Below are 24325 nucleotides of genomic sequence, written 5' to 3' on the forward strand. Positions count from 1 at the left end.
CCGCCGGGCGGGCCGGCGGGCGGCCCGCTGGCGGGCGTTCCAGGGGCAGGAATTCCACTGGTGGGCGGGCAGGCGGTAGCCGGTTTGCTCCTGCTGTCCACCCCGGGTTAAGGTTGCTTCACAACGACGCGGGGTGGAGCAGCTCGGTAGCTCGCTGGGCTCATAACCCAGAGGTCGCAGGTTCAAATCCTGTCCCCGCTACCACGGCGAAGGCCCGGATCCTCAAGGATCCGGGCCTTTCGTCCGTCGCGGTCTCAGCCGCTCATCGCGCCGTTCCTCAGGTCGCACAGTCGGGGCACAGCCCCCGGTACGTCACCTCGACCGCGGAGACCGCGAAGCCGTAGCGCTCCTGTGCGGGCAGGTCGGAGAGCGGGTCGCCGGAGGGGTGGACATCGCGGATCGTGCCGCACCGCGCGCACACCAGGTGCTGATGCGCGTGATGGGCGTTCGGGTCGTAGCGCTTGGCTCTGCCGTCCGTGGTGACCTCGATCACCTCGCCGAGCGTGACGAGCTCGCCGAGGGTGTTGTACACGGTCGCGCGGGAGATCTCGGGCAGTCGCTCGGCCGCCAGCGCGTGGACTTCGTCGGCGGTGTAGTGCACGTGGTCGCCGTCGAGGACCTCGGCGACGACACGCCGCTGCGCCGTCAGCCTCCAGCCGCGTCCCCGGAGTCGTTCCAGCAGGTCGCTCATGCCATTCACCTATCAGTCAGATAAGGACAAGGGTAGCAGCGGACGAGTGCTTGACCAGATCGGGTATGACTCTCCATGCCTTCTTGACTTGGACATTGTCCAATGTAGGATCGGGCCCAGCCCCAGACCAAAGGGACAGAACGCGAATTACGCAGGAGGCGCACGTGACGGTCCAGGACAACATCACTGGTCCGCTGACCACGGAGTCCGGGGCTCCGGTGGCGGACAACCAGAACAGCGAGACGGCGGGCATCGGCGGTCCGGTCCTCATCCAGGACCAGCACCTGATCGAGAAGCTTGCCCACTTCAACCGTGAGCGGATCCCGGAGCGGATCGTGCACGCCCGCGGCGCCGGTGCGTACGGCACCTTCACCCTGACCGCGGACGTGTCGAAGTACACCCGCGCGGCGTTCCTCTCCGAGGTCGGCAAGCAGACCGAGACGTTCCTGCGCTTCTCGACGGTGGCCGGCAACCTCGGCTCGGCGGACGCGGTGCGCGACCCGCGCGGCTTCGCGCTGAAGTTCTACACCGAGGACGGCAATTACGACCTCGTCGGGAACAACACCCCGGTGTTCTTCATCAAGGACGCCATCAAGTTCCCCGACTTCATCCACACCCAGAAGCGCGACCCGTACACCGGCTCGCAGGAGGCGGACAACGTCTGGGACTTCTGGGGGCTCTCGCCCGAGGCCACCCACCAGGTGACCTGGCTGTTCGGCGACCGTGGCATCCCCGCCTCGTACCGCCACATGAACGGCTACGGTTCGCACACCTACCAGTGGAACAACGCCGCGGGCGAGGTCTTCTGGGTGAAGTACCACTTCAAGACCGACCAGGGGATCAAGAACCTCACCGCCGCCGAGGCGGCCGAGACCGCCGGTGCGGACCCGGACAGCCACCAGCGCGATCTGCGCGAGGCCATCGAGCGCGGCGACTTCCCGACCTGGACCGTGCAGGTGCAGATCATGCCGGCGGCCGAGGCGGCCAATTACCGCTTCAACCCGTTCGACCTGACCAAGGTCTGGCCGCACGAGGACTACCCGCCGATCGAGATCGGCAAGCTGGAGCTCAACCGCAACCCGCGGAACATCTTCGCCGAGGTCGAGCAGTCGATCTTCTCTCCGGCCCACTTCGTGTCGGGTATCGGCCCGTCCCCGGACAAGATGCTCCAGGGCCGCCTCTTCGCGTACGGCGACGCCCACCGCTACCGCGTCGGCATCAACGCCGACCATCTGCCGGTGAACCGTCCGCACGCGGCCGAGGCGCGCACCTACGGCCGGGACGGCTTCCTGTACGACGGCCGTCACGCGGGCGCCAAGAACTACGAGCCCAACAGCTTCGGCGGCCCGGCGGAGACCGGCCGGCCGCTGTGGCAGCCGTCCCCGGTGTCCGGCCGGACCGGCGACCACGAGGCCCCCTCGCACGCCGAGGACGACGACTTCGTCCAGGCGGGCAACCTCTACCGGCTGATGTCGGACGACGAGAAGGGGCGCCTGATCGACAATCTGGCGCAGTTCATCGCCAAGGTCTCCCGCGATGACATCGCACAGCGGGCGATCGAGAACTTCCGCAAGGCGGACGCCGACTACGGCAAGCGGCTGGAGGCCGCGGTCCAGGCCCTGCGCGGCTGACGGACGCTTGCCGTACCAACCGAAGAGGCCGGACGCCGACGGGCGCCGGCCTCTTCGCGTTCCGGGCGCCTCTTCGCGTTCCGGGCGCGGTTCCGCTTGACGCTCAGGCCGGTACCGGCTGTGGAGCCGGGGCCCAGCAGCGGATGATGTCCCGCACCGACACCACCCCGACGGGGTCGCCCCCGTCGAGGACGATCAGATGGCGGAAGCCGCCCTGGGACATCGCGCGGGCCGCCTCGTCCAGCGTCCACCCGGGGGCGGCGAAGACGACATCGGCGGTGGTGTGGTCGTGTGCGGTCTCCTGGTCCGGGTCCTGGTCCGCGCCCAGGGAGTTGAGGATGTCGCGCTCGGTGAGAATCCCCAGGCCGCTGGTGTCGGGATCGAGCACGATGGCCGATCCGACCCGGCGCGCGGACATCAGCCGGGCGGCCTGGCGGAGTGTATGTGTGGGGCCGATGGTGAGGACCACCGAGCTCATGGCGTCACGGACGTGCATGGGCATGGATGGAGCCACCTCCTTGGTGAATCCATTAGAGAAAGGATTCACAAGTTCACAAGGTCCTGGATTCTCATGTTCACATGCCTCGGTGAGTGCAACAAGGGCGCGCGGAGGCCGACCTGCCGCGGAGCGCGCCCCGCGCTCCGGTTCACACTCCGGTTCTCGCCGCGTAAGGACCTAGCGACTGCCTCGCGACCCTCAGGGCCGCAGATAGTCCAGCAGTGCCCCGTGCAGCAGCCCATTGGACGCCGCCGCGTCGCCGCTGTTCGGGCCCGGTACGCCGTCGAGCCCGGTGAAGCGGCCGCCCGCCTCCTGGACGATCACCGCGTTCGCAGCCATGTCCCACAGCGACAATTCCGGTTCGGCGCAGATGTCCACCGAGCCCTCGGCGACCATCATGTACGGCCAGAAGTCGCCGTAGCCACGGGTGCGCCAGCAGGCGCGCGTCAGATCGAGGAAGCCGTTCAGCCTGCCGCGCTCCTCCCAGCCGCTGATCGAGGAGTACGCGAACGAGGCGTCGGAGAGGCCGCTCACCTTGGAGACCGCCAGCCGGCTCGCGGAGGACAGGCTGCGCCCGGTGTACGCCCCCCGCCCCTCGGCGGCCCACCAGCGCCGTCCCAGGGCCGGTGCGGAGACCACCCCGACCACGGGCCGGTCGCCGCCCTCGCCGCGCTCCATGAGGGCGATCAGGGTGGCCCAGACCGGGACCCCGCGTACGTAGTTCTTGGTGCCGTCGATCGGGTCGACCACCCAGCGCCGCGGACCGGTGCCCTCGCTGCCGAACTCCTCGCCGAGCACCGCGTCGCGCGGCCGGGCGCGCTGGAGGGAGCTGCGGATCAGCTCCTCGGCCGCCTTGTCGGCCTCGCTCACCGGCGTCATATCGGGTTTTGTCTCGACCTTGAGGTCGAGCGCCTTGAACCGCTCCATGGTGGTCGCGTCGGCGGCATCGGCGAGGACATGGGCGAGACGCAGGTCATCGTGGTAGTCGGGCATGGCCGAACAGTATCGACAGGAAAAGACGGGGAGCTACACGACTCCGCATGGACTGGGGATTTGGGCCGTGCGGGGCGGCCCGCGCGGGGCTCTTGACTTCATCTGGCGGTCCGTCAATTCTGTCGGGCACATGCCAGGCCGGGAAGGCGACGATGCCGCTCTGGAGGCGACGATGCCCGCAGCGCGCGAATCCTTACTCGACGCGGCCTTCACCGCGCTCGGGAGCCGTCCGTGGCAGAGGGTGAGGATGGCCGAGGTCGCGGCGGCGGCCGGGGTCTCCCGGCAGACCCTCTACAACGAGTTCGGCAGCAAGGAGGGCCTCGCCCGCGCTCTGGTGCGGCGCGAGGCCGACGCGTATCTGCGCGGGGTCGAGCGGGCGCTGTCCGGGGTGTCCGGCGCGGTGGCCCCCGGGGAGCGGCTGGCCGCCGCGGCCGTGTGGACGGTCCGTACGGCGACCGAGAACCCGCTGGTGCGGGCGGCGCTCACGGGCTGCTGGAACGAGCGGCTGCCGACGACCGTAAGGACGGCGCCGCCCGGGGCGCTGCCCGCGCCGGGCGAACTGCTCGGCGAGGCCCGGGACCGGGCGGTGCGGCTGCTGGAGGGCGACTGGCCGCCCGGCGCGGTCGAGCTGCCGCTGGCCTGTGAGGCGGTCGCCAGGCTGGCCCTGTCGTACGTGGTGGCACCCGCCCCGGCGGCGGATGTGGCCCGTATGGTGCGCACCGTGCTGGCTTGAGCCGGGCCCCGGGCGGCCGGCCGGGCCCAGCGGGCCGAAGGGGCTCACCGAGCCGACGGGCTTCGGCGGGCTGGCGGGCTTCGGCGAGCCGACGGGCTCGGCGGCCCGATAGGCCCAGTGGGCCGGTAGGTCTCGGGGGCCGGTGAGCCAGCGGGCCAGCAGGCCAATGGGCCTCAGTGGGCCGAGCCGGAGAGCTGGAGCCCTATGACGCCGACGATCACCAGGGAGATGGAGATGATCTTGAGCGTGGAGACGAGGTCGCCGAGGAAGATCATGCCGTAGATCGCGGTACCGGCGGCCCCGATCCCCGTCCACACCGCGTACGCGGGCCCCACGTCGAGCTTCTTCAGGGACAGCGTCAGCAGCCCGAAGCTGCCGAGCGCGAATACGCAGAACGCGATCGTCGGCCAGAGGCGGGTGAAGCCGTGCGAGAGCTTGAGACAGACGGCGAAGCCGGTTTCGAGTAGCCCGGCGACCACGACCAGCAGCCACGCCATAGAGATGCCCTCCCGTGCCGCCGCCCGCTGCCGTCGCCCGGGGACCGCCCGGTCGCCCGGATTGCTTGATGCGATTATCCATTTACCGCCTGGGTCGGACGGCAAACACGCTCCCTAGTCGCCCTCCCGACGCTCCCGGGTGGCCAGCAGCCGCCGCAGGGAGTACAGCCGGGCGGGTTCGGCGTGGCCGTCCGCCACCCACTGGTCCAGCGCGCAGTCCGGCTCGTCGTGGCTGCAAGCGCGCGGACAGCCCTCGGTGCCCGGCTCCAGGTCCGGGAAGGCGTCGATGACCCGCGCCGGGTCCACGTGGTGCAGCCCGAAGGACCGCACGCCCGGGGTGTCGATCACCCATCCCTTGGTGTCCGGCAGGGGCAGCGCGAGCGCGGAGGTGGTGGTGTGGCGGCCGCGGCCGGTGACCGCGTTCACCTGGCCGGTGGCCCGCTGGCGGTCCGGGACCAGCGCGTTCACCAGCGTGGTCTTGCCCACGCCCGAATGGCCGACGAAGACGGTGATCCGGTCCGTCAGCCGCTCCCGCACCTGGTCTGCGGCGTCGTCGTCGGCCAGGTCGTCACGGCTGGTGACGACATAGGGGACGCCGAGCGGCTCGTAGGTCTTCAGCAGCTCCCCGGCGGGCGCCAGATCGGACTTGGTGAGCACGAGCAGCGGTTCGAGACCCGCGTCGAAGGCGGCCACCAGACACCGGTCGATCAGGCGCGGGCGCGGCTCCGGGTCGGCCAGGGCGGTCACGATCGCGAGCTGGTCGGCGTTGGCGACCACGACCCGCTCGTACGGATCGTCGTCGTCGGCGGTCCGGCGCAGGACCGAGGAGCGCTCCTCGACCCGTACGACCCGGGCGAGCGTGTCCTTCTCGCCGGAGAGATCCCCGACGATCGCGACCCGGTCGCCGACCACGACGCCCTTACGGCCGAGCTCGCGGGCCTTCATGGCGGTGACGGTGCGGTCCTCGACCAGGACCGTGAGCCGGCCGCGGTCGACCGTCAGCACGAAGCCCTCGGTGGCGTCCTCGTGCTTGGGGCGGATGTTGGTGCGCGGCCGGTTGCCCTTGCGGTTGGGGCGGACCCGAACGTCGTCCTCGTCGGTGTGTTTGCCGTAGCGGCGCATGAGTCCAGGCTCTCAGGATCTCCGCGCCGAGGTCGTCGTCGCGTCGAGCATGCCGGTCCACAGACCGGGGAAGTCGGGGAGGGTCTTGGCGGTGGTCGCCACGTTCTCGACCTGCACACCCTCGACGGCCAGGCCGAACACCGCGGCGGCGGTGGCCAGCCGGTGGTCCTCGTAGGTGTGGAAGATTCCGCCGTGCAGCGGGCGAGGGCGGATTCGCAGTCCGTCCTCGGTCTCGGTGACGTCCCCGCCGAGCTCGTTGATCTCCTTGGCGAGGGCGGCCAGCCGGTCGGTCTCATGGAGCCGCAGATGCGCGATGCCGCGCAGCACCGACTCGGAGTCGGCCAGCGCGGCGACCGCCGCGATCACCGGGGTGAGCTCGCCGACCTCGTGCAGATCGGCGTCGATCCCGGTGATCCGGCCCGTTCCGGTGAAGGTCAGAGCGGTCTTGGTGAGCTCGCAGGAACCGCCCATCTCGGTGAAGATCCGGCGCAGTTCGTCCCCGGGCTGGGTGGTGCGCTCCGGCCAGTCGGGGATGGTCACCCGGCCGCCGGTGACCAGGGCGGCGGCCAGGAACGGCGCCGCGTTGGACAGATCCGGCTCGACGACCAGGTCACGGCCGAGCAGCGCGCTCGGCGCCACCCGCCAGACGCCCCGCTCGCCGCCCGCCTCCGGGGTGTCCACCCGGGCGCCCGCCGCGCGCAGCATGTCGACGGTCATCCGGATGTGCGGCAGGGAGGGCAGCGCGGCGCCGATGTGGCGCACCTCGACGCCCTGGTTGAAGCGCGGCGCGGACAGCAGCAGCGCGCTCACGAACTGGGAGGACGAGGAGGCGTCGATGCGGACCGGGCCGCCGTCCAGCGCCCCGCCGCCGTGCACGGTCATCGGCAGCGCGCCGCGGCCGTCGTCGTCGATACGGGCGCCGAGGGCGCGCAGGGCGTCGATCACGCCGTGCAGCGGGCGCTCATGGGAGCGGGGGTCGCCGTCGAAGTGGACGGGGCCGTCGGCCAGGGCGGCGACCGGAGGGAGGAAGCGCATCACGGTGCCGGCGTTGCCGACGTCGATGGTGGCCGGGCCGTGCAGCCCCGCCGGGATGACCCGCCATGCCTCTCCGCCGCCGGCGGGGCCGCCGGAGCCGAGGGCGCCGTCGGACACCGTCTCCTCGATGCCGACGCCCATGGCGCGCAGGGCGGCGGCCATCAGAAGGGTGTCGCGGGAGCGGAGCGGGCGGCGCAGCCAGCCGGGTTCGGCGGCGAGCGCGGCCAGGATCAGACCGCGGTTGGTAACCGACTTGGATCCGGGCACGGTGACGGTCGCGTCCACCGCTCCGTCGGCGGTCGGAGCGGGCCAGAGGGCGGTGTGATCGCCCGGGGAGGTCTCAATGCCGGTCATGGGTCTCACTTTAGTGGTTCGCCCAGAGTGCCAATCTTGATCGAAAGTGGCGAAACCCAGTCGAAACACGGCGCTGCTACGGGTACCGATGGAAGCGCGCCGGGTGCTCGTACGGGGTCACAACCCCAGCAGCCAGCGCCCCCCGGCCAGCAGCGAACACAGCGAGACCACATGGAAGAGCAGCAGCCAGGCGCCGGCCGGAATGCCCGTCAGCCGCGCCAGCTGGTCGGGGTCGGAGTCGTACGCGCCGCCGTGACGGCGCTTGCGCTGGAGCTCGAAGGCCGGACGCACGCCCCCCAGGAGGAGGAACCAGACCACGGCATACGCGAACCCCGCCTGGACGTCCGGCTCGGTCAGCCAGGAGACGAGGAAGAAGGCGGCACCGCTGATGACGACCGTAAGGACGCCATAGGCGTTGCGGATCATGACCAGCATCGCGACCAGCAGCGCCGTCGTCCCCCACAGCAGCAAGGTGATGTGGTTCGCCGCCAGCAGCCAGGCACCCCCGAGGCCCAGCAGCGACGGGGCGGTGTAGCCGGACGCCGCGGTGAGGATCATGCCCAGGCCGGTGGGCTTGCCGCGCGAGACGGTCAGCCCCGAGGTGTCCGAGTGCAGCCGAATGCCGTCCAGCCGCCGCCCGCTGAGCAGGGCGACCAGGGCGTGGCCGCCCTCGTGGGCGATGGTGATGGCGTTACGGGCTATTCGCCAGGCGGTGCGGAAGACGACGACCGCGAACGCGATCACGCCGGTGGAGACGACCAGCCAGGTGGTGGGGTCGGGCTGGGCGCCGGTCACCCGGTCCCAAAGGTCGGCGGCGTTCGTTGCGTCCATGTGCGGGCGGCTCCTCGCTTCGGTAGGGGTCGTGGCAGTGTGGCACCTATGTGCGGTCGATACGCAGCGAGCCGGAGGCCGGAGGATCTCGTCGGGCTCTTCGGAGTGGAGAAGTGGGAACCGGAGGAGACTCTGGCGCCCGATTGGAACGTCGCGCCCACCAAGGACGTGTACGCGGTGCTCGAACGCCCTCTTAAGGACGCCGCCGAGCCGCGCCCGGTTCGCCAGCTGAGGGCGCTGAAGTGGGGGCTCGTGCCCTCCTGGGCGAAGTCCCCCGAGGGCGGCGCGAAGATGATCAACGCACGGGCCGAGACCGTGCACGAGAAGCCGTCCTACCGGCGGCCCTTCGCCTCGCGGCGCTGCATCCTGCCCGCCGACGGCTATTACGAGTGGGTCACCGGGTCGGGGGAGCGGCAGCTCGAGGAGAAGGGCAAGCGGAAGCGGCCCCGCAAGCAGCCGTACTTCGTGACCCCGGTGGACGGCGCGGTGATGGCCATGGCCGGGTTGTACGAGTTCTGGCGGGACCGGACGCTGCCGGACGAGCATCCGCGGGCGTGGTGGGTGACCTGCACGGTGATCACCACCGAGGCGGACAAGGAGCCCTTCGGGGGCGTGAGCCGGGACGAGGGGCCGCGGTCGCTCGCCGAGATCCACCCGCGGATGCCGCTGGTCCTCACCGAGGACCGCTGGGCCTCCTGGCTGGACCCCGGCCGCACCGACCCCGACGATCTGCTGCCCCTGCTGGCGCCGCCGCCCTCCGGGCTGCTGCGGGCGTACCCGGTGGCGACCGGTGTGAGTGATGTCCGTAACAACGGCCCCGAACTGCTCGATGAGCTCGAGGCCCCGGAGGAGGGCACGCTGTTCTGATGGCGGCCAAGGAGAAGGGAACGCCCGAGGCGACCGCCGAGACGGTGCCGACCCCGGCCGGGGACGCCCGGATCACCTGGCACCACGCTCCCAGCCCCCACACCCTGCTCGCCGCGAGCCACGGCGCCGGCGGGGGCATCGAGGCGCGGGACCTGCGCGCGCTGGCCGCGGCGCTCCCCGCGCGCGGGGTGAGCGTCGCGCTGGTCGAGCAGCCGTGGCGGGTGGCGGGCAAGAAGATCGCGCCCGCGCCCTCGACCCTCGACACCGGATGGCGTGCCGTATGGCCCGCGCTGGAGAAGGCCGGGCTGCCGATCGTGGCGGGCGGGCGCAGCGCCGGGGCGCGGGTGGCCTGCCGGACCGCCCGTGAGCTGGGCGCGAAGGCCGTACTGGCGCTGTCCTTCCCGCTGCACCCACCGGGCAGGCCGGAGCGGTCCCGGGCCGGGGAGCTGCTGGCCACCGGGGTGCCGACGCTGATCGTCCAGGGCGGCCGGGACCCCTTCGGGCGGCCGGAGGAGTTCCCCGAGCTGCCCGCGGACATGGAGCTGGTCGAGGTGGCGTACGGCGATCATGGCTTCGGCCTGCCGAGGTCGGCGGACCTCGACGAGCCCGCGGCGCTCGCCCTGATCACCGGTGCCGTCGCCGACTGGCTGCCGCGCGCCCTGGGCTGATCTCCACGGGGTACGGGCCGGGCGCGGCCCTTGACCGGTCGGTGCGCGGGGCGCCGGGGGCTGGGGGCCGTGGGCCGGGTCGGGAATGCGGCGGAGGCGCTTCGTGTTATGGGGAACGTTGGTTGTCACTGCGTAAGAGGCACTGATACGTGGAACACGAGGAAAGGGAGTTCCCCGCATGGGTTCGCTTGCTTGCCCGGCCCGTCCGCACGCCGCTGACCTGGACTGGTCCCAGCTGCAAGCGGCACAGGCCATGAAGATCGGAGCGGCGGACGCACCGGATCGTCGTCTATTCTCCGATTCGAGCGGGTCCACATCCGGACCCGACCCGAAGCTGGAGGAGGTGGGTCAGGTCACTGGGACCGACGCAGGGACCGACGGCGTTACCGAGGGAGAAACGGTCGAGCGGTCGCAGGAGTCGTCATCGGAGCGCAACGCGCGCTTCGAGCGGGACGCCCTTGCCTTCTTGGACCAGATGTACTCGGCCGCGCTGCGGATGACCCGTAACCCGGCCGACGCCGAGGATCTCGTGCAGGAGATGTACGCCAAGGCGTACGGGTCCTTCCACCAGTTCCGCGAGGGCACCAACCTCAAGGCGTGGCTCTACCGCATCCTGACCAACACCTTCATCAACTCGTACCGCAAGAAGCAGCGGGAGCCCCAGCGCAGCGCGGCCGAGGAGATCGAGGACTGGCAGCTGGCGCGCGCCGAGTCGCATATGTCGACCGGTCTGCGGTCGGCCGAGTCGCAGGCTCTCGACCACCTGCCCGACTCCGATGTCAAGGAGGCCCTCCAGGCCATCCCCGAGGAGTTCCGCATCGCGGTCTATCTCGCGGACGTCGAGGGCTTTGCCTACAAGGAGATCGCGGACATCATGGGTACACCCATCGGTACGGTGATGTCCCGGCTGCACCGTGGGCGCCGCCAGCTGCGCGGTCTGCTGGAGGACTACGCCCGTGGGCGCGGGCTGGTTCCCGCGGGCGCGGGCGCCGCGGCGGACGAGTCGCACGATCGGAAAGGCGCGGACTCATGAGCTGCGGAGAGCCGCATGAGACGGACTGCTCCGAGGTGCTCGACCACCTCTACGAGTTCCTCGACCACGAGATGCCGGACGGCGACTGCGCCAAGTTCGAGGTGCACTTCGACGAGTGCTCGCCCTGTCTGGAGAAGTACGGCCTCGAGAAGGCCGTGAAGAAGCTCGTGAAGCGCTGCTGCGGCCATGATGACGTGCCCACCGACCTCCGGTCGAAGGTCATGGGGCGGATCGAGCTGATCCGCTCCGGGCATGCGGTGCCCGAGCGGGAGGTCACCGCGGAAACCAACGCTCCGGGCAACGCCCAGGAGTGACCTCGGGCCCCGGGTCTCCGGTGCCTCCGGCGCTTCTCTTGTGCGTCTCTCGCGCTTCCCTTGTGCCTCTCTTGTACCTCTCTTGTGCCTCCGGCCCTCGTGTGTCTGCCTCCGTGGCCCGGCGGATCGCCCCTCGATCGGCCGTTCGTCGAACGTCAGCGGGTCCGGCGCGTTCCCGCCCCCACCCTCGGTGATCAGATCATCACTCGAAGGGGTGTAATCGGACAGTCCCTCCGATCCCATGCGCCCCGGCCCGGCCTAAGCTCCCCAACCACCTGACCCGCCCCACCCGAGGGGGCGGCGCTTCGGACCTGGATGGGGAGGAGGACACCGTGCGGGCACTTCCCCACGGGGCGCGCGCCTATGTCCTGTGCGCCGTGCTCGCCGGGGGGCTCTGCGCCGCCCCGGCCGTACGGCCCGGAGCGGCCGTGCCCTGGGCCACGACCGCCCTGCTCGCCGTGGTGCACGCGGCCGGTTCCAGGGTTCGGGCCCGCTGGCCCGAATGGTGCAGCCCCGTCCTTCTGGCCGGGGCTTTTCTGCTGCCGCCCGCCGCCGCGGCGCTGGTCGCCGTGCCCGGTGCGCTGCTCGCCCGCGTCGAGCGGCCCCCGGCCGGGATGCGGCGGGCCTGGCGGGCCGCACGGCTCTCGCTGGCCGTCTGGGCCGCCTCCTGCGCCTTCGCGGCCCTGGGCGGCCCCCGGACCCTCAGCGCCCTGTGGGCCTCCGGTGACGGCGTCCAGGTGGCCGCCGAGCGGATCTCCGGTGCCCGGGCCCCCATCGACCGGATGTCCGATGCGCCCGGCTTTCCGTACGCCCTGGCGGCCGCCGTGGCCGCCGCGCTCGTGCTGGGCCTGACCGCCACCGTCCTGGAGGGCGGGGTGCTGGTCACCGCCGAGCGCCGCTCCCCGCGCGCCGCCTGGGGCGGCCGGCTGCCCGGCGCCCTCGCCCCGTACCTGGTGCACGGGCCCGCCGGGCTGGCCATGGCGGTGCTGTGGCGCAGCCCTTACGGACCGGCGGCCGCCCTGCTGGTGCTGCTGCCCATGTACGTCTGCGCCTGCGGCTTCGTGCTCTACCGCCGTGAGAGCGCCGCCCACCAGGCCACCATCCGGGCCCTGGTCCAGGCGGTCGACATCAAGGACCGCTACACCCGGGGCCACAGCGAGCGCGTCGGCCGCGCCTCCGCGATGATCGCCCGCGAGCTGGGGATGAGCGGTGAGCGGCTGGAGGCGCTGCGGATCGCGGGCATCCTCCACGACGTGGGCAAGCTCGGCGTGCCGACCCGGCTGCTGCGCAAAAACGGTCCGCTGACCCCTGACGAGCGCCGGGTGATCGAGCTCCACCCCGAATACGGCGACGAGATGGTGCGCGGTATCGGCTTCCTGGGCGAGGCGCGGGCCGCGATCCTCCACCACCATGAGCGGCTGGACGGCAGCGGCTATCCGTACGGGCTCGCCGGGGCGCAGATCCCGGAGTTCGCCCGGGTGGTCGCGGTCGCCGACGCCTTCGACGCGATGACCTCCACACGTGCGTACAGCAGGGCGCGGCCGGTGCCCACGGCCGTGGAGGAGCTGAAGCGGTGTGCGGGGTCGCAGTTCGACCCCCGGATGGTGGGGGCGCTCACCCGGGCTCTGGACCGCCACGGCTGGCATGCGGCGGTCACCGCGGACGCCCCCGAGGAGCGCGGAAACGTCCCGGCAGAGCCCGCCCCGCCCCTCGTGCGCGCGGCGGCCCCCGGCGCGCCGGACGCCCCCGGCGAACCCCGCCCCACCCCCGGCGGTGGGGCATGAGCCCCGCCCAGGAGTCCGCCGCGTCCGGCCCGGAAGGCCCCGACCGGGTCCATCGACCGGTCGGGGGTCCGGTCCCGGACGGTCCGGCGAAGGCGGCGGCCCGGGACCCCCGACCGGGAGTGCGACGGGGCCCGGCCGCTCCAGCCGACACGGGGGTCGGGGAAGAGCCCGCCCCGCCGGGTGCCTTGGACGGCCTGGACGGCCTGGACACCCCGGGTGCTCTGGGCTCCCCGGCCCCCTCGGGGAGAGGCGGGACCGCCGTTCCGGCCCGCCCCCGCCCCCGCGACCGGGACGAGAGCGCCCAGGAGTCCGCCGCGTCCGGCCCGGAAGGCCCCGACCCGGGCCCGGACGGTCCGGGCGGTGTGAGGGCCGGGGACTCTCGACCGGCCGGGTGCCCGGGCTCCGCCACGGGCGACGCGGGGGTCGGGGGAGAGCCCGCCCCGCCGGGGGTCCCCGACGCCTCGGGTGCCCTGAACCCCTCCGGGGGAGGCGGGGCCGACGGCCCGGCCCATCCCGGTCCCTGTGACCGGGACGAGAACGCCGCCCGGTGGCCGTCCAAGGCGCGCCGTCCCGCCCCGGCAGAGTCCGCTCCCCGATCATCGGAAGCCCTCCCTGGCGGCCTCGGCCGAATCGCCGAACGACATGCCCGCGCCCTTCGCCGCACCCGCCGCCAACGAGACGAGACCACGGCCACTCCCGAGGACCCCCGGTCCTCGGCCACCGATGAGGCCGGTGAAGACCCTGCTGCCCGCGAGCAGAACAGCGGCATGGGCGCCCGCGAGGAGGGCCGCACCGCGGCCGTCACGGGGGAGGGCTGGGGTGCTGATGTCCGAGAGAAGGGCCGGGGTGCCCGCCGTAAGGGGCCCGGCGTGGTACTCCGCGCGGGCGCCCAGGGCGCGGGCGCCTGGGGCATACGTACCGCCCGTATACGCACCCCCCGGCCCAACCAAGAGTGCCCGCCGCGGCAGCGTCATGGCGCCCTTACCGTCGTCGCCGTATATGGGGCGGCCGGGGCGTTGGCCGTTGTCGCGCTGGTGTGGACCGAGTGGCATGGGGTGCGGCAGCCGGAGGTGGCGCTGGCCTTCGGGGCGCTCATCGCCGTCGGGGAGGCGATCCGGTGCGTCGAGGCGCCGCCCGCGCTCCCGGGTGGCGGCGGGACGCCCGATCCGCGCGGTGAGCCCGCGCCCGTCGCGGCCGCGGGCGCGCTCGGCTACGCCCTGCTCGGGCGGCTGGGCGGGGAGTCCACCACGCACGGTGTCCTCCAGGTGGTCACCGTCGTCGTGGCCGCCTCCCTGGCCGGGCTGGTGGCGCCGCTGGGGCTCGGCTGTCCGGTCGACCCCGGCCACACCGCCCGCCGGGTGCTGACCGTCGCGTTCGCCGCCGTCTGCTTCCAACCGCTGCACCGGACCGGCGGCTTGGCCTCCTCGTTCGGCCACGGCCCGTATCTCGTGGGCTATTTGCTCGCCCTGCTGGCCCTGACAGCCCTGTGTGACGCGGTCCTGGCCGCCGCCCTGGCCCGCGCCCGTACCGGCTGGCCTTACGGGCCGCTGCTCCGTGACGAGCTGCGGCCGCTGCCCGGGGTGGGGTCGGCGGTCTGCGCGACCGCGGTGGTGATGGCGCTCACCGTGTCCGTGGCCGGGCTGTGGCCGGTGCCGGTCCTGGCGGTGCCGTTGCTGCTGATCCAGTACTCCTACCGCCGCTACGCCGGGATACGGGCCACCTACCGCCAGACCATCGCGTCCCTGGCCCGGTCGACGGAGATAGCCGGGTACACCCCGACGGGCCATGCCCGTGAGGTGGCCGTGCTCGGCCGGGCGGTGGGGCGTGAGCTGGGCCTCTCCGAGCCCCGGCTGACCGTGCTGGAGTACGCGGCGCTGATGCACGACATCGGCCAGCTGTCGCTGCTGGATCCGGTGCCCGCGGGGGCCACCGAGCCGCTGCCCGCCGCCGAGCAGCGCAGAATCGCCCTGCTCGGCGGCGCAGTGGTGCGCCAGACCGGGGTACCCGCCGAGGTGGCACTGATCGTCGAGCGCCAGGCGGACCCGTACCGAGAGCAGCCGCTCGCCGCGCGTATCGTGCGCGCGGTGAACGCGTACACCGAACTGGTGAGCGGTCCCGCGGCCGAGCGAGTGGCCGGGGTGGCCGCCCTGTGCGCACTGGAGCGGCTGCGGCTGGCCACGGCGCGCGATTTCGACCCGGTAGTGGTCGAGGCGCTCGCCACAGTGCTGTCGCGCCAGGTGTACGGCCGGCGCCGGTGAGAACTGAGAACTGAGAACTCGCCGGTAATGAGCGGGGCTCCGGAGGGGCATGGTTGGATGCGAGGAGAGGGGTGCCGGGCCGAATGGCCGGTGGCAAGGAGGTGTGGTGGGCTTCGCATCCCGGCCGCAGGGTGAGGGGTCGGGCTGAGATGTCCACGAATGTGTGGCAGGTTGTCTTCAAGGGAGGGCGACGCCGTCCGCGAAGGCATCTGGTACGGGACGACTTCGATACCGGCAGGCGGGAATCGTGAAGATCTTCGGCAAGGTACGGCACCGGCCGTCCGCCTCATGGCGGCAGGCCACGGACCGTGCGTTCACGCTCATCGGCGACGGCCGGTACGAGGACGCGGGCGCGCTGCTGACCCGCGCCGCCGACCTGGAGCCGTGGCTGTCGGAGTCCTGGTTCAACCTGGCGCTGCTGCACAAGTTCCGGCACGACTGGGAGCAGGCGCGCGCCGCGGGGCTGCGGGCGGTCGCGCTGCTGGACCGCGAGACCGGCGCCCCGGACTGGTGGAACGTGGGGATCGCGGCCACCGCGCTCCAGGACTGGCCGCTGGCCCGCCGCGCCTGGCAGGCGTACGGACTGAAGGTGCCGGGAGAGGCGTCCGCGTCCGGGGAGCCGCTCGGCATGGAGCTGGGCAGCGCGGCGGTGCGGCTGTCCCCGGAGGGCGAGGCCGAGGTCGTCTGGGGCCGCCGGCTGGATCCGGCCCGGATCGAGGTGCTGTCCATCCCGCTGCCGTCGTCCGGGCGGCGCTGGGGCGAGGTGGTGCTGCACGACGGCGTACCGCACGGTGAGCGGGTGACCTCCGCGGGTCCCGCGTACCCGGTCTTCGACGAGATCGAGCTGTGGGCGCCGTCCCCGGTGCCGACCTGGGTGGTGCTGTTGGAGGCGGCCACCGAGGCCGACCGGGACGCTCTGGAGCGGCTGGCGGCGGACGCGGGCTTCGCGGCCGAGGACTGGTCGTCGTCGGTGCGGCTGCTGTGTCGTTCCTGCTCGGAGAGCAGGATGCCCAGCGACGAGGGCGAGGGCGAGCATCTGGACCCGCATGACCACAGTGAGCCGGGCCACCCCGGGCCGCTGGGCCACCGTATGGCGGGCTCGGGCTCGCTATGGGTCCCCGAGCGCGAATGCGGGATCGCGGCGCCCGGCGGGCTGGTGCGGGGGCTGCTGGACGGCTGGGTCGCGGACAGCCCGGACACCCGTGAGTGGCGGGACCTGGAAGAGGTCTGCTGACCGCCTTGGCGGCTGGCGGATCGTGACGCCTGCGGCGGGCTGTTCCCCTCCCCGCCCCTTCCCGAAACTGGGGCTGCGCCCCAGACCCCGTTCCGGGGCTCCGGCCTAGACCCCGCCGGGGCTGCGCCCCAGGCCCTGTTCCGGGGCTGCGCCCCAGGCCCTGTTCCGGGGCTCCGGCCCAGGCCCTGTTCCGGGGCTGCGCCCCAGGCCCCGTTCCGGGGCTCCGGCCTAGACCCCGCCGGGGCTGCGCCCCAGGCCCCGTTCCGGGGCTCCGGCCCAGGCCCTGTTCCGGGGCTGCGCCCCAGGCCCCGTTCCGGGGCTGCGCCCCAGACCCCGCCGGGGCTGCGCCCCAGACCCCGCCGGGGCTGCGCCCCAGGCCCCGTTCCGGGGCTGCGCCCCAGGCATCGGAGGGCCGGGGCTGCGGAGTCCCGGACCCCGCCGGTTCAGGGGTGGAGGCCCCTGGTGTCCTGGCGGCGATCGCCGTCTCGCGCCATCTGCGCCGCCGCGTGCGGCGGAGTCGCATGGCGATGCTGCGGGGCCGGTCACGCCGCGTAAGCGCACCGCGTACGGCCGCGTAGTGCCCGTACCCTGTAGGGCGACGCATCACGGTTGAGGGAAGGCATACGGCGGACGATGTCGCAGCAAGGTACGAAGCAGCGGGTGGACGACGAGTTCATCGTGGACACGGAGGACTGCGAGGAGCGCGAGCGGGCCCACCGCGAGCGCGGCACCGCCCGCCCGATCACCGTGTACGGCCATCCGGTCCTGCACAAGGAGTGTCAGGATGTGACCGTGTTCGACGACGGGCTGGCACGGCTCGTCGACGACATGTTCGCCAGCCAGCGGGCGGCGGAGGGCGTGGGCCTGGCCGCCAACCAGATCGGTGTCGACCTCAAGGTCTTCGTCTACGACTGCATGGACGACGAGGGCGTCCGCCATGTGGGCGCGGTGTGCAACCCGGTGCTGGAGGAGCTGCCCGCCGAGCGCCGGGTCCTGGACGACTCCAACGAGGGCTGTCTGTCGGTCCCCACGGCCTACGCGGAGCTGGCTCGTCCCGACTACGCGGTGGTGCGCGGCCAGGACCTCGACGGTGAGCCGATCGCGGTGCGCGGCACCGGCTACTTCGCGCGCTGCCTTCAGCACGAGACCGACCATCTCTACGGCTACCTCTACATCGACCGGCTCTCCAAGCGCGACCGTAAGGATGTGCTGAAGCAGATGGCCGAAGGCACCGCCCGCTATGAGACGGTGCCCAACGACTGAGTGTGCGGTACCTCACAGGGCCGGACCCCTCGGGGCCCGGCCCTGTGCCGTGGCAGGCGGCCTCAGAAGTCGTCGTCGAAGGCGACCGACCCCTCGACCGCGACCTGGTACGCCGAGGGGCGCCGCTCGAAGAAGTTGGTCAGCTCCTGGACGTTCTGTAGCTCCATGAAGGAGAACGGGTTCTCCGAGCCGAAGACCGCGGGGAAGCCGAGGCGCTGGAGGCGCTGGTCGGCCACGCACTGGAGGTACTCCTGCATCGACGCGGTGTTCATGCCCGGCAGCCCGTCCCCGCACAGATCGCGGGCGAACTGGAGCTCCGCCTCGACGGACTCCTTCAGCATGTCGGTGACCTGCCGCTGGAGCTCGTCGTCGAAGAGGTCCGGCTCCTCCTGGCGGACGGTGTCCACGACCGAGAAGGCGAACTCCATGTGCATCGACTCATCGCGGAACACCCAGTTGGTGCCCGTGGCCAGGCCGTGCAGCAGCCCGCGCGAGCGGAACCAGTACACATAGGCGAACGCGCCGTAGAAGAACAGCCCCTCGATACAGGCCGCGAAGCAGATCAGGTTGAGCAGGAAGCGGCGGCGGTCCTCCCTGGTCTCCAACTGGTCGAGCTTTTCCACCGAGTCCATCCAGCGGAAGCAGAACTCCGCCTTCTCCCTGATGGAGGGGATGTTCTCGACGGCGGCGAAGGCCGCGGCGCGGTCGTCCGGATCGGGGAGGTAGGTGTCCAGCAGGGTCAGATAGAACTGGACGTGCACGGCCTCCTCGAAGAGCTGCCGCGACAGGTACAGCCGCGCCTCGGGGGAGTTGATGTGCTTGTAGAGCGTCAGCACCAGGTTGTTGGCCACGATCGAGTCGCCGGTCGCGAAGAAGGCGACCAGCCGGCCGATCAGATGCTGCTCACCGGGGGAGAGCTTGGCGAGATCGGCGACGTCGGAGTGGAGGTCGACCTCCTCCACGGTCCAGGTGTTCTTGATCGCGTCGCGGTAGCGGTCGTAGAACTGCGGGTACCGCATGGGCCGCAGGGTCAGTTCGAAGCCCGGGTCGAGCAGGTTCTTGGTGTCACTCATGGTTACTGGCATGCCTCGCAGGACTCGGGGTTTTCCAGGGAGCAGGCGATCGCGTCGGCCTCGGCCGGAGCCTGCTGTACGGGGAGGGGAGCAGGGGTGGCGGCGGGGGCGGTGGCGCCGCCGCGGGCGCTCTGGGCGATCCGGGTGGCCGGCCGCGAGCGCAGGTAGTACGTGGTCTTGATGCCGCGCTTCCAGGCGTACGCGTACATCGAGCTGAGCTTGCCGATGGTCGGCGAGGCCATGAAGAGGTTCAGCGACTGGCTCTGGTCGAGGTACGGGGTGCGGGCCGCCGCCATGTCGATCAGGGCGCGCTGGGGGATCTCCCACGCGGTGCGGTACAGCTCCCGTACGTCCGCGGGCACCCAGGAGAGGTCCTGGACCGAGCCGTTGGACTCGCGCAGCGCCTCACGGGTCTTTGCGTCCCAGACGCCCAGCTTCTTGAGGTCGTCCACCAGATAGGAGTTGACCTGGAGGAACTCCCCGCTCAGCGTCTCGCGCTTGAAGAGGTTGGAGACCTGCGGCTCGATGCACTCGTAGACGCCCGCGATGGAGGCGATGGTCGCGGTCGGCGCGATCGCCAGCAGCAGCGAGTTCCGCATCCCGGACTTCGCCATCCGGGTGCGCAGCGCCTCCCAGCGCTCCGGCCAGGTGGCCACCGCGTCCGTGTAGTGGTCCGGGTGCAGCACCCCGCGTGCGGTGCGGGTCTCGGACCAGGCGGGGTGCGGGCCGTGGCGCTCGGCGAGCTCACAGGACGCCTCATACGCGGCGAGCATGATGCGCTCGGAGATCCGCGTGGACAGCGCCGTGGCCTCGGGCGAGTCGAACGGCAGCCGCAGCCGGAAGAAGACGTCCTGGAGCCCCATGAGGCCCAGACCCACCGGGCGCCAGCGGGAGTTGGAGGCCCCGGCCTCCTCCGTGGGGTAGAAGTTGATGTCCACCACGCGGTCGAGGAAGGTCACGGCGGTGCGGACGGTGGCGTCCAGGCGCTCCCAGTCCAGCTGCCCGTCCTCGCCCAGGTGCGCGGCGAGGTTGACCGATCCGAGGTTGCACACGGCGGTCTCGCCGTCGTTGGTCACCTCCAGGATCTCGGTGCACAGGTTCGAGGAGTGGACGACCCTGCGGGGCTCGGCGGTCTGGTTGGCGGTGCGGTTGGCGGCGTCCTTGAACGTCATCCAGCCGTTGCCGGTCTGTGCGAGGGTGCGCATCATCCGCGCGTACAGCTGGCGGGCCGGGACCTGCTTGACCGCCCGTCCCTCGGCCTCGGCCCTGCGGTACGCGGCGTCGAACTCCTCGCCCCACAGGTCCACCAGATCGGGCGCGTCGACCGGGGAGAACAGCGACCAGTCGGCGTCCGCCTCGACCCGGCGCATGAACTCGTCCGGGATCCAGTGGGCGATGTTGAGGTTGTGGGTGCGGCGGGCGTCCTCGCCCGTGTTGTCCCGGAGCTCCAGGAACTCCTCGAGGTCTGCGTGCCAGGTCTCCAGGTAGACACAGGCCGCGCCCTTGCGCCGGCCGCCCTGGTTGACGGCGGCCACCGAGGAGTCGAGCGTGCGCAGGAACGGCACGATGCCGTTGGAGTGCCCGTTGGTGCCCCGGATCAGCGAACCGCGGGCCCGGATGCGGGAGTAGGAAAGACCGATGCCGCCCGCGTGCTTCGACAGCCGCGCCACCTGGTGGTAGCGGTCGTAGATCGAGTCCAGCTCGTCCAGCGGCGAGTCCAGCAGATAGCAGGACGACATCTGCGGATGCCGGGTGCCGGAGTTGAACAGCGTGGGGGAGCTGGGGAGGTACGACAGCGTGCTGGTCAGCCGGTACAGCTCGGCCACGTCCTCCAGCGCCCGCGCCGAGAGGTCCTCGGCGAGCCCGCAGGCCACCCGCAGCAGGAAGTGCTGCGGGGTCTCGATCACCTGCCGGGTGATGGGGTGGCGCAGCAGATAGCGGCTGTAGAGGGTGCGCAGCCCGAAGTAGCCGAAGCGGTTGTCGGCGCCGTCGGCCAGGGCCCGCTCCACCAGCGCGTCCAGCCGGCCGGCGTGGGCGGTGGCGAACTCCGCGGTGGAGTCGGCGAGCAGGCCCTCGCGGTGGCCCACCTGGACGGAGGTGGAGAAGGAGACCGCGCCCTGCCCGGCCGCCTCCTCGGTGATGGTGAGCGCCAGCAGCCGCGCGGCCAGCCGGGAGTACTCCGGCTCCTCGGAGATGAGCCCGGCCGCCGCCTCGGTCGCCAGCCCGCGCAACTCCGCCTCGTCCGAACCGGGATGGCGGCCGCGCAGGGCGGCGGCCGCGACCAGCTCGTGGTCGGTGGCGGGCAGGTCGGCGGTGAGTCCGGTGAGCGTCCGTAGCAGGGCGGTCCCGGGCGCGTCGACCGCTGCCTGAGAAACCGCCTGCTCTGAAACCGGATCTGCGGGCGCGATGGTCACTGAGGTGCTCTCCCTCGCTGGGCTGGGGCCACGAGGGGTGGTGCGATGGGCGCGTACGGGCATGCCGATGCCGCACTCCTCGTACGCCGGGCACACCACGCAGCGTCCATCGGCCCAACCCACGAGGCCGGGGGACGTGTTCACGCAAGGCCGTCGGCAGGTGCTCGGACTCACGGGTACGCCGCATAAGCGCACACGTACACCGTTGCGGGACAGTTCCGGATTCCCACCGGATTCCCCTGCGGCGACAGCGAGGACGAGCATACATCTTGTGCCGCCCGACGCACGCACCCCCATATCTAGTGTCGGGAGGTGCGGAGTTTCGTATGAATGTGCTAATGCGTTCCCGAGGCGGCCCGTGACCTGGGGCGCGCGGTGGCCCGTGACCCGGGGCGGGTGGCGGCCCGTGGCCGGGGCTGTGCGGCGCTCGTCGTCACAGCTCCACGGTGAACGCCCAGAGGGTGATGTCCGTCCCGGCAAGCGGCGCCCAGTCCCGCTCCGGGGCCCGTACGAACCCCAGCCGCTCGTACAGCCGGTGGGCGGCGGTCATCGAGCGCTGGCTGCTGATCACTATGCGCTTCAGTCCCAGCGCGCGCCCCCGGTCCAGACACGCGCGCACCAGCGCCTCGGCCGCCCCGCGCCGCCGCGACTCGGGCCGCACGGCCAGCATCCGGAACTCGCCCTCGCCGGGCCGGGCCAGCTCCGCGTACGCCCCGCCGTACTCGGCGAACGCCACGGCCCCCAGCACCTCGTCACTCGCCGCGTCCGCCGCGACCAGCAGCTCGGACTCGGCGGCCCGGCGCCGGGCATCGCGCAGGGTGGCGAGATACGGATCGCTGCCCCCGAAGTCCAGCAGCCCGTCCCCGAGGTACACCTGAGCGGTGAGCTCCCCGATCCCGTCCAGCTCCTCGTCCCGCGCGCGCCTGATCGTGATGTCCATGGCCGTAGTCTGCCGCAGACCACCGACAGCCGGGCCGCCCTGGGCCGGGCGCGGATCTCCGCCGTCACTGGGCGACGGCGGTGATCACTCCGATGGAACCCGCGCGCTTGTTGGCGGCGTCGGCTTCCTGGTGGGTGACGTACCGCCGGACCGTGCCGTCCGGCAGCTTCAACTCATAGACGACAGTGGGTTGAGGCGTCCATTGGGGCGCTCTTCCGCCGCAGTTGCAGGCCATGGCTGTCATTCCTTTCCATCGGGTCGTGTTCGGGTCGGTGTGTCAGTCCAGCCAGCGCGAGGCGAGCCCCGCGAGGTAGGAGAGCGTCAGGGCGGTGGCCGGCAGCAGGAACCACGCGGTGGTGTGCAGCAAGGAGGCGTAGACGGCGATGGCGGCGGCGACCCAGATGCTGGTGCACCAGCCGCAGTTGACCAGGTAGGAGGCCCGGGAGTCGTCGCCGAAGCGGTCGGCGACCCAGGTTCTGAACCCGGCCGCCAGGGTGTCCTTGGTGATGAAGCGAGTGATCCGGCAGGTGGTGCCGAGGGCGAGAAGGAACGCGGCGAGGCTCATCGGATCGCCCCCTCCCCAGGTGGTCAGGCGCGGGTCGGCAGTGCCGATATCACTCATTAGAGGCATGGCGGGCAACGGCAAGCCATACCTCCGTCGCGCGTTCCCCCGAATAGCCGAGCGCTTGTCATACAAGCGCGCCGCCAGCCACGCCCTGATGCGCCAAACGAGTGATGGCCGCCCTGAGGGCCTTGAGGGATACGCAGGGGCGTGGATAACTGGAAACGTGGCCGCCGAGGCCGTCCGATACCTCATCGGCCACGTCAGGAGCCGGGCGTACGTCTCATGGCTCCGACTTCCTTCACGCACCGCTCCCGTGCCCCGACCGGCCGCCCGGCAGCTCTCCTCACCGTGTCACCGCCGCCGATGTGCCGCGACCGCGCGGTGACGACGAGGCGTTGACCGACGGCTTGCCCACGACATGGGCTCGCTCACGACATCGGCATGCCGTCGGCGCACATCACCCGAACCCTTCCCCGGGAGGACCGACCATGACCTCGACTGCTTTAGCGACCGCCGCCCCCACCGCGGGCAACTGGCCCTCGCCGACCGCGGGGCCGCCGTTGCTGCTGTCCGTGGTGCCCAACTCGGGCCCCACCAGCGGTGGCAACCTCGTCCAGCTGACCGGGCAGAACCTGCGCAACGTCATCAGTGTGACCTTCGGCGGCGTGCCCGCCCAGATCGTCAGCCAGAGCAATCTCGGCTGGTCCGGTGGCGGCGACTGGGGCGGCGGCGGTGGCTGGCCCGGAGGGGGCGGCTGGCCAGGTGGCGGCTGGCCGGGGAACCCCACCAACGACGTCATCGTGGTGATAGCCCCGCCGCACGCGCCCGGACCCGTCCAGGTCCTCGTCACCACCACCGCCGGCACCAGCAACAGCCAGCCGTACACCTATGTGGCCCCGCCCCCGCCCGTCGCCGTCGCCATCACCCCGACCGTGGGCCCGACCACCGGCGGCACCGTCTACGTGATCACGGGCACCAATCTGACCGGTGTCACCAGCGTCACCTTCGGCGGAAACCCCTCGACCATCCTGGCCATCAACCCCGCCGGGACCACCCTGATCGGCATCACCCCGGCGGGCCCGCCCGCGGGCGGCCATGTCACCGTCACGCTCACCGGCCCCGGCGGCTCCGCCAACGTCCCCGGCGGCTTCACCTACTTCGTCCCGCCGCCCGCTCCGGTGCCCACCAGCATCACCCCCGCCACCGGGCCCGCGGTCGGCGGCACCGCGTTCACCGTCAACGGCACCAACCTCGGTGGTGTGCTGGGGGTGCTGTTCAACGGCGTGCCCGCCACCGGTGTGACCGCCACCGCCACCACGGTCACCGGCACCACCCCGCCCGGGGTGCCCGGTAGCGCGACCGTCACCCTGGTGACCGCCTTCGGGACCGTCACCGTCCCCGGCGGGTTCCTCTACGTCTGATACGTCCGACCGCGCGCATCCGGCACCCAGCGCCGGTCACCGGGTCTCGTTCCACAGGGCCCGGTGACCGGCGTCGCCGTCGAGCTGGACGAACCCTGAACGAGT

The 24325-nt window shown here is 72.0% G+C and carries 23 protein-coding genes, 1 tRNA gene and 1 riboswitch; of the genes, 12 read left to right on the plus strand and 12 right to left on the minus strand.

The features are described 5' to 3' along the window. Positions 1-127 precede the first annotated feature (127 nt). Positions 128-204, plus strand: a tRNA-Met gene (locus NQU54_RS45400). 73 nt (positions 205-277) lie between these two features. Here the strand turns inward: NQU54_RS45400 and NQU54_RS45405 are convergent. Further along, positions 278-691, minus strand: coding sequence for a Fur family transcriptional regulator (locus tag NQU54_RS45405; RefSeq protein WP_257636148.1), 414 nt, complete (start codon positions 689-691; stop codon positions 278-280). Positions 692-837: 146 nt separating this feature from the next. Here NQU54_RS45405 and NQU54_RS45410 point away from each other — a divergent pair, with 146 nt between their 5' ends. Next, a complete protein-coding gene (locus tag NQU54_RS45410) occupies positions 838-2322 on the plus strand; it encodes a catalase (protein ID WP_257636162.1) in 1485 nt (494 codons plus the stop codon). A gap of 103 nt (positions 2323-2425) precedes the next feature. Here the strand turns inward: NQU54_RS45410 and NQU54_RS45415 are convergent, their stop codons facing one another. Further along, on the minus strand, positions 2426-2818 hold the full coding sequence (locus NQU54_RS45415; protein ID WP_257636163.1) for a CBS domain-containing protein: 393 nt from the start codon (positions 2816-2818) through the stop codon (positions 2426-2428). A 201-nt stretch (positions 2819-3019) separates the two neighbouring features. Continuing rightward, entirely contained in the window at positions 3020-3814 is a 795-nt protein-coding gene (gene hisN, locus NQU54_RS45420) for a histidinol-phosphatase (RefSeq protein WP_257636149.1), read from the minus strand. Between the two features lie 172 nt (positions 3815-3986). Here hisN and NQU54_RS45425 point away from each other — a divergent pair, with 172 nt between their 5' ends. Beyond that, on the plus strand, positions 3987-4547 hold the full coding sequence (locus NQU54_RS45425; RefSeq protein WP_257636150.1) for a TetR/AcrR family transcriptional regulator: 561 nt from the start codon (positions 3987-3989) through the stop codon (positions 4545-4547). Positions 4548-4720: 173 nt separating this feature from the next. Here the strand turns inward: NQU54_RS45425 and NQU54_RS45430 are convergent, their stop codons facing one another. The 4 genes from NQU54_RS45430 to NQU54_RS45445 all read right to left on the minus strand — a co-directional run bounded on the left by NQU54_RS45430 (position 4721) and on the right by NQU54_RS45445 (position 8386). After that, a complete protein-coding gene (locus NQU54_RS45430; RefSeq protein ID WP_069864214.1) occupies positions 4721-5044 on the minus strand; it encodes a DMT family transporter in 324 nt (107 codons plus the stop codon). Between the two features lie 114 nt (positions 5045-5158). Beyond that, a complete protein-coding gene (gene rsgA / locus NQU54_RS45435) occupies positions 5159-6166 on the minus strand; it encodes a ribosome small subunit-dependent GTPase A (RefSeq protein WP_257636151.1) in 1008 nt (335 codons plus the stop codon). A 12-nt stretch (positions 6167-6178) separates the two neighbouring features. Continuing rightward, complete coding sequence (gene aroA, locus NQU54_RS45440) at positions 6179-7555, minus strand: 3-phosphoshikimate 1-carboxyvinyltransferase (RefSeq protein ID WP_257636152.1); 1377 nt, start codon at positions 7553-7555, stop codon at positions 6179-6181. A 117-nt stretch (positions 7556-7672) separates the two neighbouring features. Beyond that, on the minus strand, positions 7673-8386 hold the full coding sequence (locus NQU54_RS45445; RefSeq protein WP_257636153.1) for a M50 family metallopeptidase: 714 nt from the start codon (positions 8384-8386) through the stop codon (positions 7673-7675). 48 nt (positions 8387-8434) lie between these two features. Here NQU54_RS45445 and NQU54_RS45450 point away from each other — a divergent pair, with 48 nt between their 5' ends. From NQU54_RS45450 to def, 8 genes are all read left to right on the plus strand, one after another. Next, positions 8435-9253 carry an SOS response-associated peptidase gene (locus tag NQU54_RS45450; protein ID WP_093704775.1) on the plus strand — a complete coding sequence of 273 codons (819 nt, stop codon included), beginning with the start codon at positions 8435-8437 and terminating at the stop codon, positions 9251-9253. After that, a complete protein-coding gene (locus NQU54_RS45455) occupies positions 9253-9921 on the plus strand; it encodes an alpha/beta hydrolase family protein (protein WP_257636154.1) in 669 nt (222 codons plus the stop codon). Before NQU54_RS45450 ends, NQU54_RS45455 begins: the two co-directional genes overlap by 1 nt. A 343-nt stretch (positions 9922-10264) precedes the next feature. Beyond that, the gene (locus NQU54_RS45460; RefSeq protein ID WP_208720476.1) at positions 10265-10954 is read left to right on the plus strand and encodes a sigma-70 family RNA polymerase sigma factor; all 690 of its coding nucleotides are present in this window, start codon (positions 10265-10267) and stop codon (positions 10952-10954) included. After that, positions 10951-11268 (plus strand): mycothiol system anti-sigma-R factor, encoded by a 318-nt coding sequence (gene rsrA, locus NQU54_RS45465; RefSeq protein ID WP_069873091.1) that lies wholly within the window; start codon positions 10951-10953, stop codon positions 11266-11268. Before NQU54_RS45460 ends, rsrA begins: the two co-directional genes overlap by 4 nt. Positions 11269-11600: 332 nt before the next feature. Then, on the plus strand, positions 11601-13052 hold the full coding sequence (locus NQU54_RS45470; protein ID WP_257636155.1) for an HD-GYP domain-containing protein: 1452 nt from the start codon (positions 11601-11603) through the stop codon (positions 13050-13052). 767 nt (positions 13053-13819) lie between these two features. Beyond that, complete coding sequence (locus tag NQU54_RS45475) at positions 13820-15310, plus strand: HD-GYP domain-containing protein (RefSeq protein ID WP_257636156.1); 1491 nt, start codon at positions 13820-13822, stop codon at positions 15308-15310. Positions 15311-15557: 247 nt separating this feature from the next. Continuing rightward, positions 15558-16544, plus strand: coding sequence for a tetratricopeptide repeat protein (locus NQU54_RS45480; protein ID WP_020868546.1), 987 nt, complete (start codon positions 15558-15560; stop codon positions 16542-16544). A 633-nt stretch (positions 16545-17177) separates the two neighbouring features. After that, positions 17178-17807, plus strand: coding sequence for a peptide deformylase (gene def, locus NQU54_RS45485; protein ID WP_257636157.1), 630 nt, complete (start codon positions 17178-17180; stop codon positions 17805-17807). 62 nt (positions 17808-17869) lie between these two features. Here the strand turns inward: def and NQU54_RS45490 are convergent, their stop codons facing one another. The 5 genes from NQU54_RS45490 to NQU54_RS45510 form a co-directional block, all read right to left on the minus strand. Then, positions 17870-18892 (minus strand): ribonucleotide-diphosphate reductase subunit beta, encoded by a 1023-nt coding sequence (locus NQU54_RS45490; protein ID WP_257636158.1) that lies wholly within the window; start codon positions 18890-18892, stop codon positions 17870-17872. After that, entirely contained in the window at positions 18883-21294 is a 2412-nt protein-coding gene (locus NQU54_RS45495; protein WP_257636159.1) for a ribonucleoside-diphosphate reductase subunit alpha, read from the minus strand. Before NQU54_RS45495 ends, NQU54_RS45490 begins: the two co-directional genes overlap by 10 nt. A gap of 138 nt (positions 21295-21432) precedes the next feature. Then, a riboswitch (cobalamin riboswitch) is annotated at positions 21433-21592 on the minus strand. A gap of 135 nt (positions 21593-21727) precedes the next feature. Beyond that, a complete protein-coding gene (locus NQU54_RS45500; RefSeq protein WP_257636160.1) occupies positions 21728-22234 on the minus strand; it encodes a GNAT family N-acetyltransferase in 507 nt (168 codons plus the stop codon). Positions 22235-22298: 64 nt separating this feature from the next. Further along, positions 22299-22469, minus strand: coding sequence for a DUF7196 family protein (locus NQU54_RS45505; protein ID WP_167503283.1), 171 nt, complete (start codon positions 22467-22469; stop codon positions 22299-22301). Between the two features lie 42 nt (positions 22470-22511). Further along, positions 22512-22856, minus strand: coding sequence for a DUF1360 domain-containing protein (locus NQU54_RS45510; protein ID WP_231981302.1), 345 nt, complete (start codon positions 22854-22856; stop codon positions 22512-22514). A gap of 431 nt (positions 22857-23287) precedes the next feature. Here NQU54_RS45510 and NQU54_RS45515 point away from each other — a divergent pair, with 431 nt between their 5' ends. Continuing rightward, positions 23288-24220 carry an IPT/TIG domain-containing protein gene (locus NQU54_RS45515; RefSeq protein WP_257636161.1) on the plus strand — a complete coding sequence of 311 codons (933 nt, stop codon included), beginning with the start codon at positions 23288-23290 and terminating at the stop codon, positions 24218-24220. Positions 24221-24325 lie beyond the last annotated feature (105 nt).

This window comes from Streptomyces malaysiensis subsp. samsunensis (assembly GCF_024519315.1).
In the GTDB taxonomy this organism is placed as follows: domain Bacteria; phylum Actinomycetota; class Actinomycetes; order Streptomycetales; family Streptomycetaceae; genus Streptomyces; species Streptomyces malaysiensis.

Coding starts and splice junctions, on each gene's coding strand:
- NQU54_RS45405 (WP_257636148.1), bottom strand. CDS start 691: ATGAGCGACCTGCTGGAACGACTCCGGGGACGCGGCTGGAGGCTGACG.
- NQU54_RS45415 (WP_257636163.1), bottom strand. CDS start 2,818: ATGCACGTCCGTGACGCCATGAGCTCGGTGGTCCTCACCATCGGCCCC.
- hisN (WP_257636149.1), bottom strand. CDS start 3,814: ATGCCCGACTACCACGATGACCTGCGTCTCGCCCATGTCCTCGCCGAT.
- NQU54_RS45425 (WP_257636150.1), top strand. CDS start 3,987: ATGCCCGCAGCGCGCGAATCCTTACTCGACGCGGCCTTCACCGCGCTC.
- NQU54_RS45430 (WP_069864214.1), bottom strand. CDS start 5,044: ATGGCGTGGCTGCTGGTCGTGGTCGCCGGGCTACTCGAAACCGGCTTC.
- rsgA (WP_257636151.1), bottom strand. CDS start 6,166: ATGCGCCGCTACGGCAAACACACCGACGAGGACGACGTTCGGGTCCGC.
- aroA (WP_257636152.1), bottom strand. CDS start 7,555: ATGACCGGCATTGAGACCTCCCCGGGCGATCACACCGCCCTCTGGCCC.
- NQU54_RS45445 (WP_257636153.1), bottom strand. CDS start 8,386: ATGGACGCAACGAACGCCGCCGACCTTTGGGACCGGGTGACCGGCGCC.
- NQU54_RS45450 (WP_093704775.1), top strand. CDS start 8,435: ATGTGCGGTCGATACGCAGCGAGCCGGAGGCCGGAGGATCTCGTCGGG.
- NQU54_RS45455 (WP_257636154.1), top strand. CDS start 9,253: ATGGCGGCCAAGGAGAAGGGAACGCCCGAGGCGACCGCCGAGACGGTG.
- rsrA (WP_069873091.1), top strand. CDS start 10,951: ATGAGCTGCGGAGAGCCGCATGAGACGGACTGCTCCGAGGTGCTCGAC.
- NQU54_RS45475 (WP_257636156.1), top strand. CDS start 13,820: ATGGGCGCCCGCGAGGAGGGCCGCACCGCGGCCGTCACGGGGGAGGGC.
- def (WP_257636157.1), top strand. CDS start 17,178: ATGTCGCAGCAAGGTACGAAGCAGCGGGTGGACGACGAGTTCATCGTG.
- NQU54_RS45490 (WP_257636158.1), bottom strand. CDS start 18,892: ATGCCAGTAACCATGAGTGACACCAAGAACCTGCTCGACCCGGGCTTC.
- NQU54_RS45500 (WP_257636160.1), bottom strand. CDS start 22,234: ATGGACATCACGATCAGGCGCGCGCGGGACGAGGAGCTGGACGGGATC.
- NQU54_RS45505 (WP_167503283.1), bottom strand. CDS start 22,469: ATGGCCTGCAACTGCGGCGGAAGAGCGCCCCAATGGACGCCTCAACCC.
- NQU54_RS45510 (WP_231981302.1), bottom strand. CDS start 22,856: ATGAGTGATATCGGCACTGCCGACCCGCGCCTGACCACCTGGGGAGGG.
- NQU54_RS45515 (WP_257636161.1), top strand. CDS start 23,288: ATGACCTCGACTGCTTTAGCGACCGCCGCCCCCACCGCGGGCAACTGG.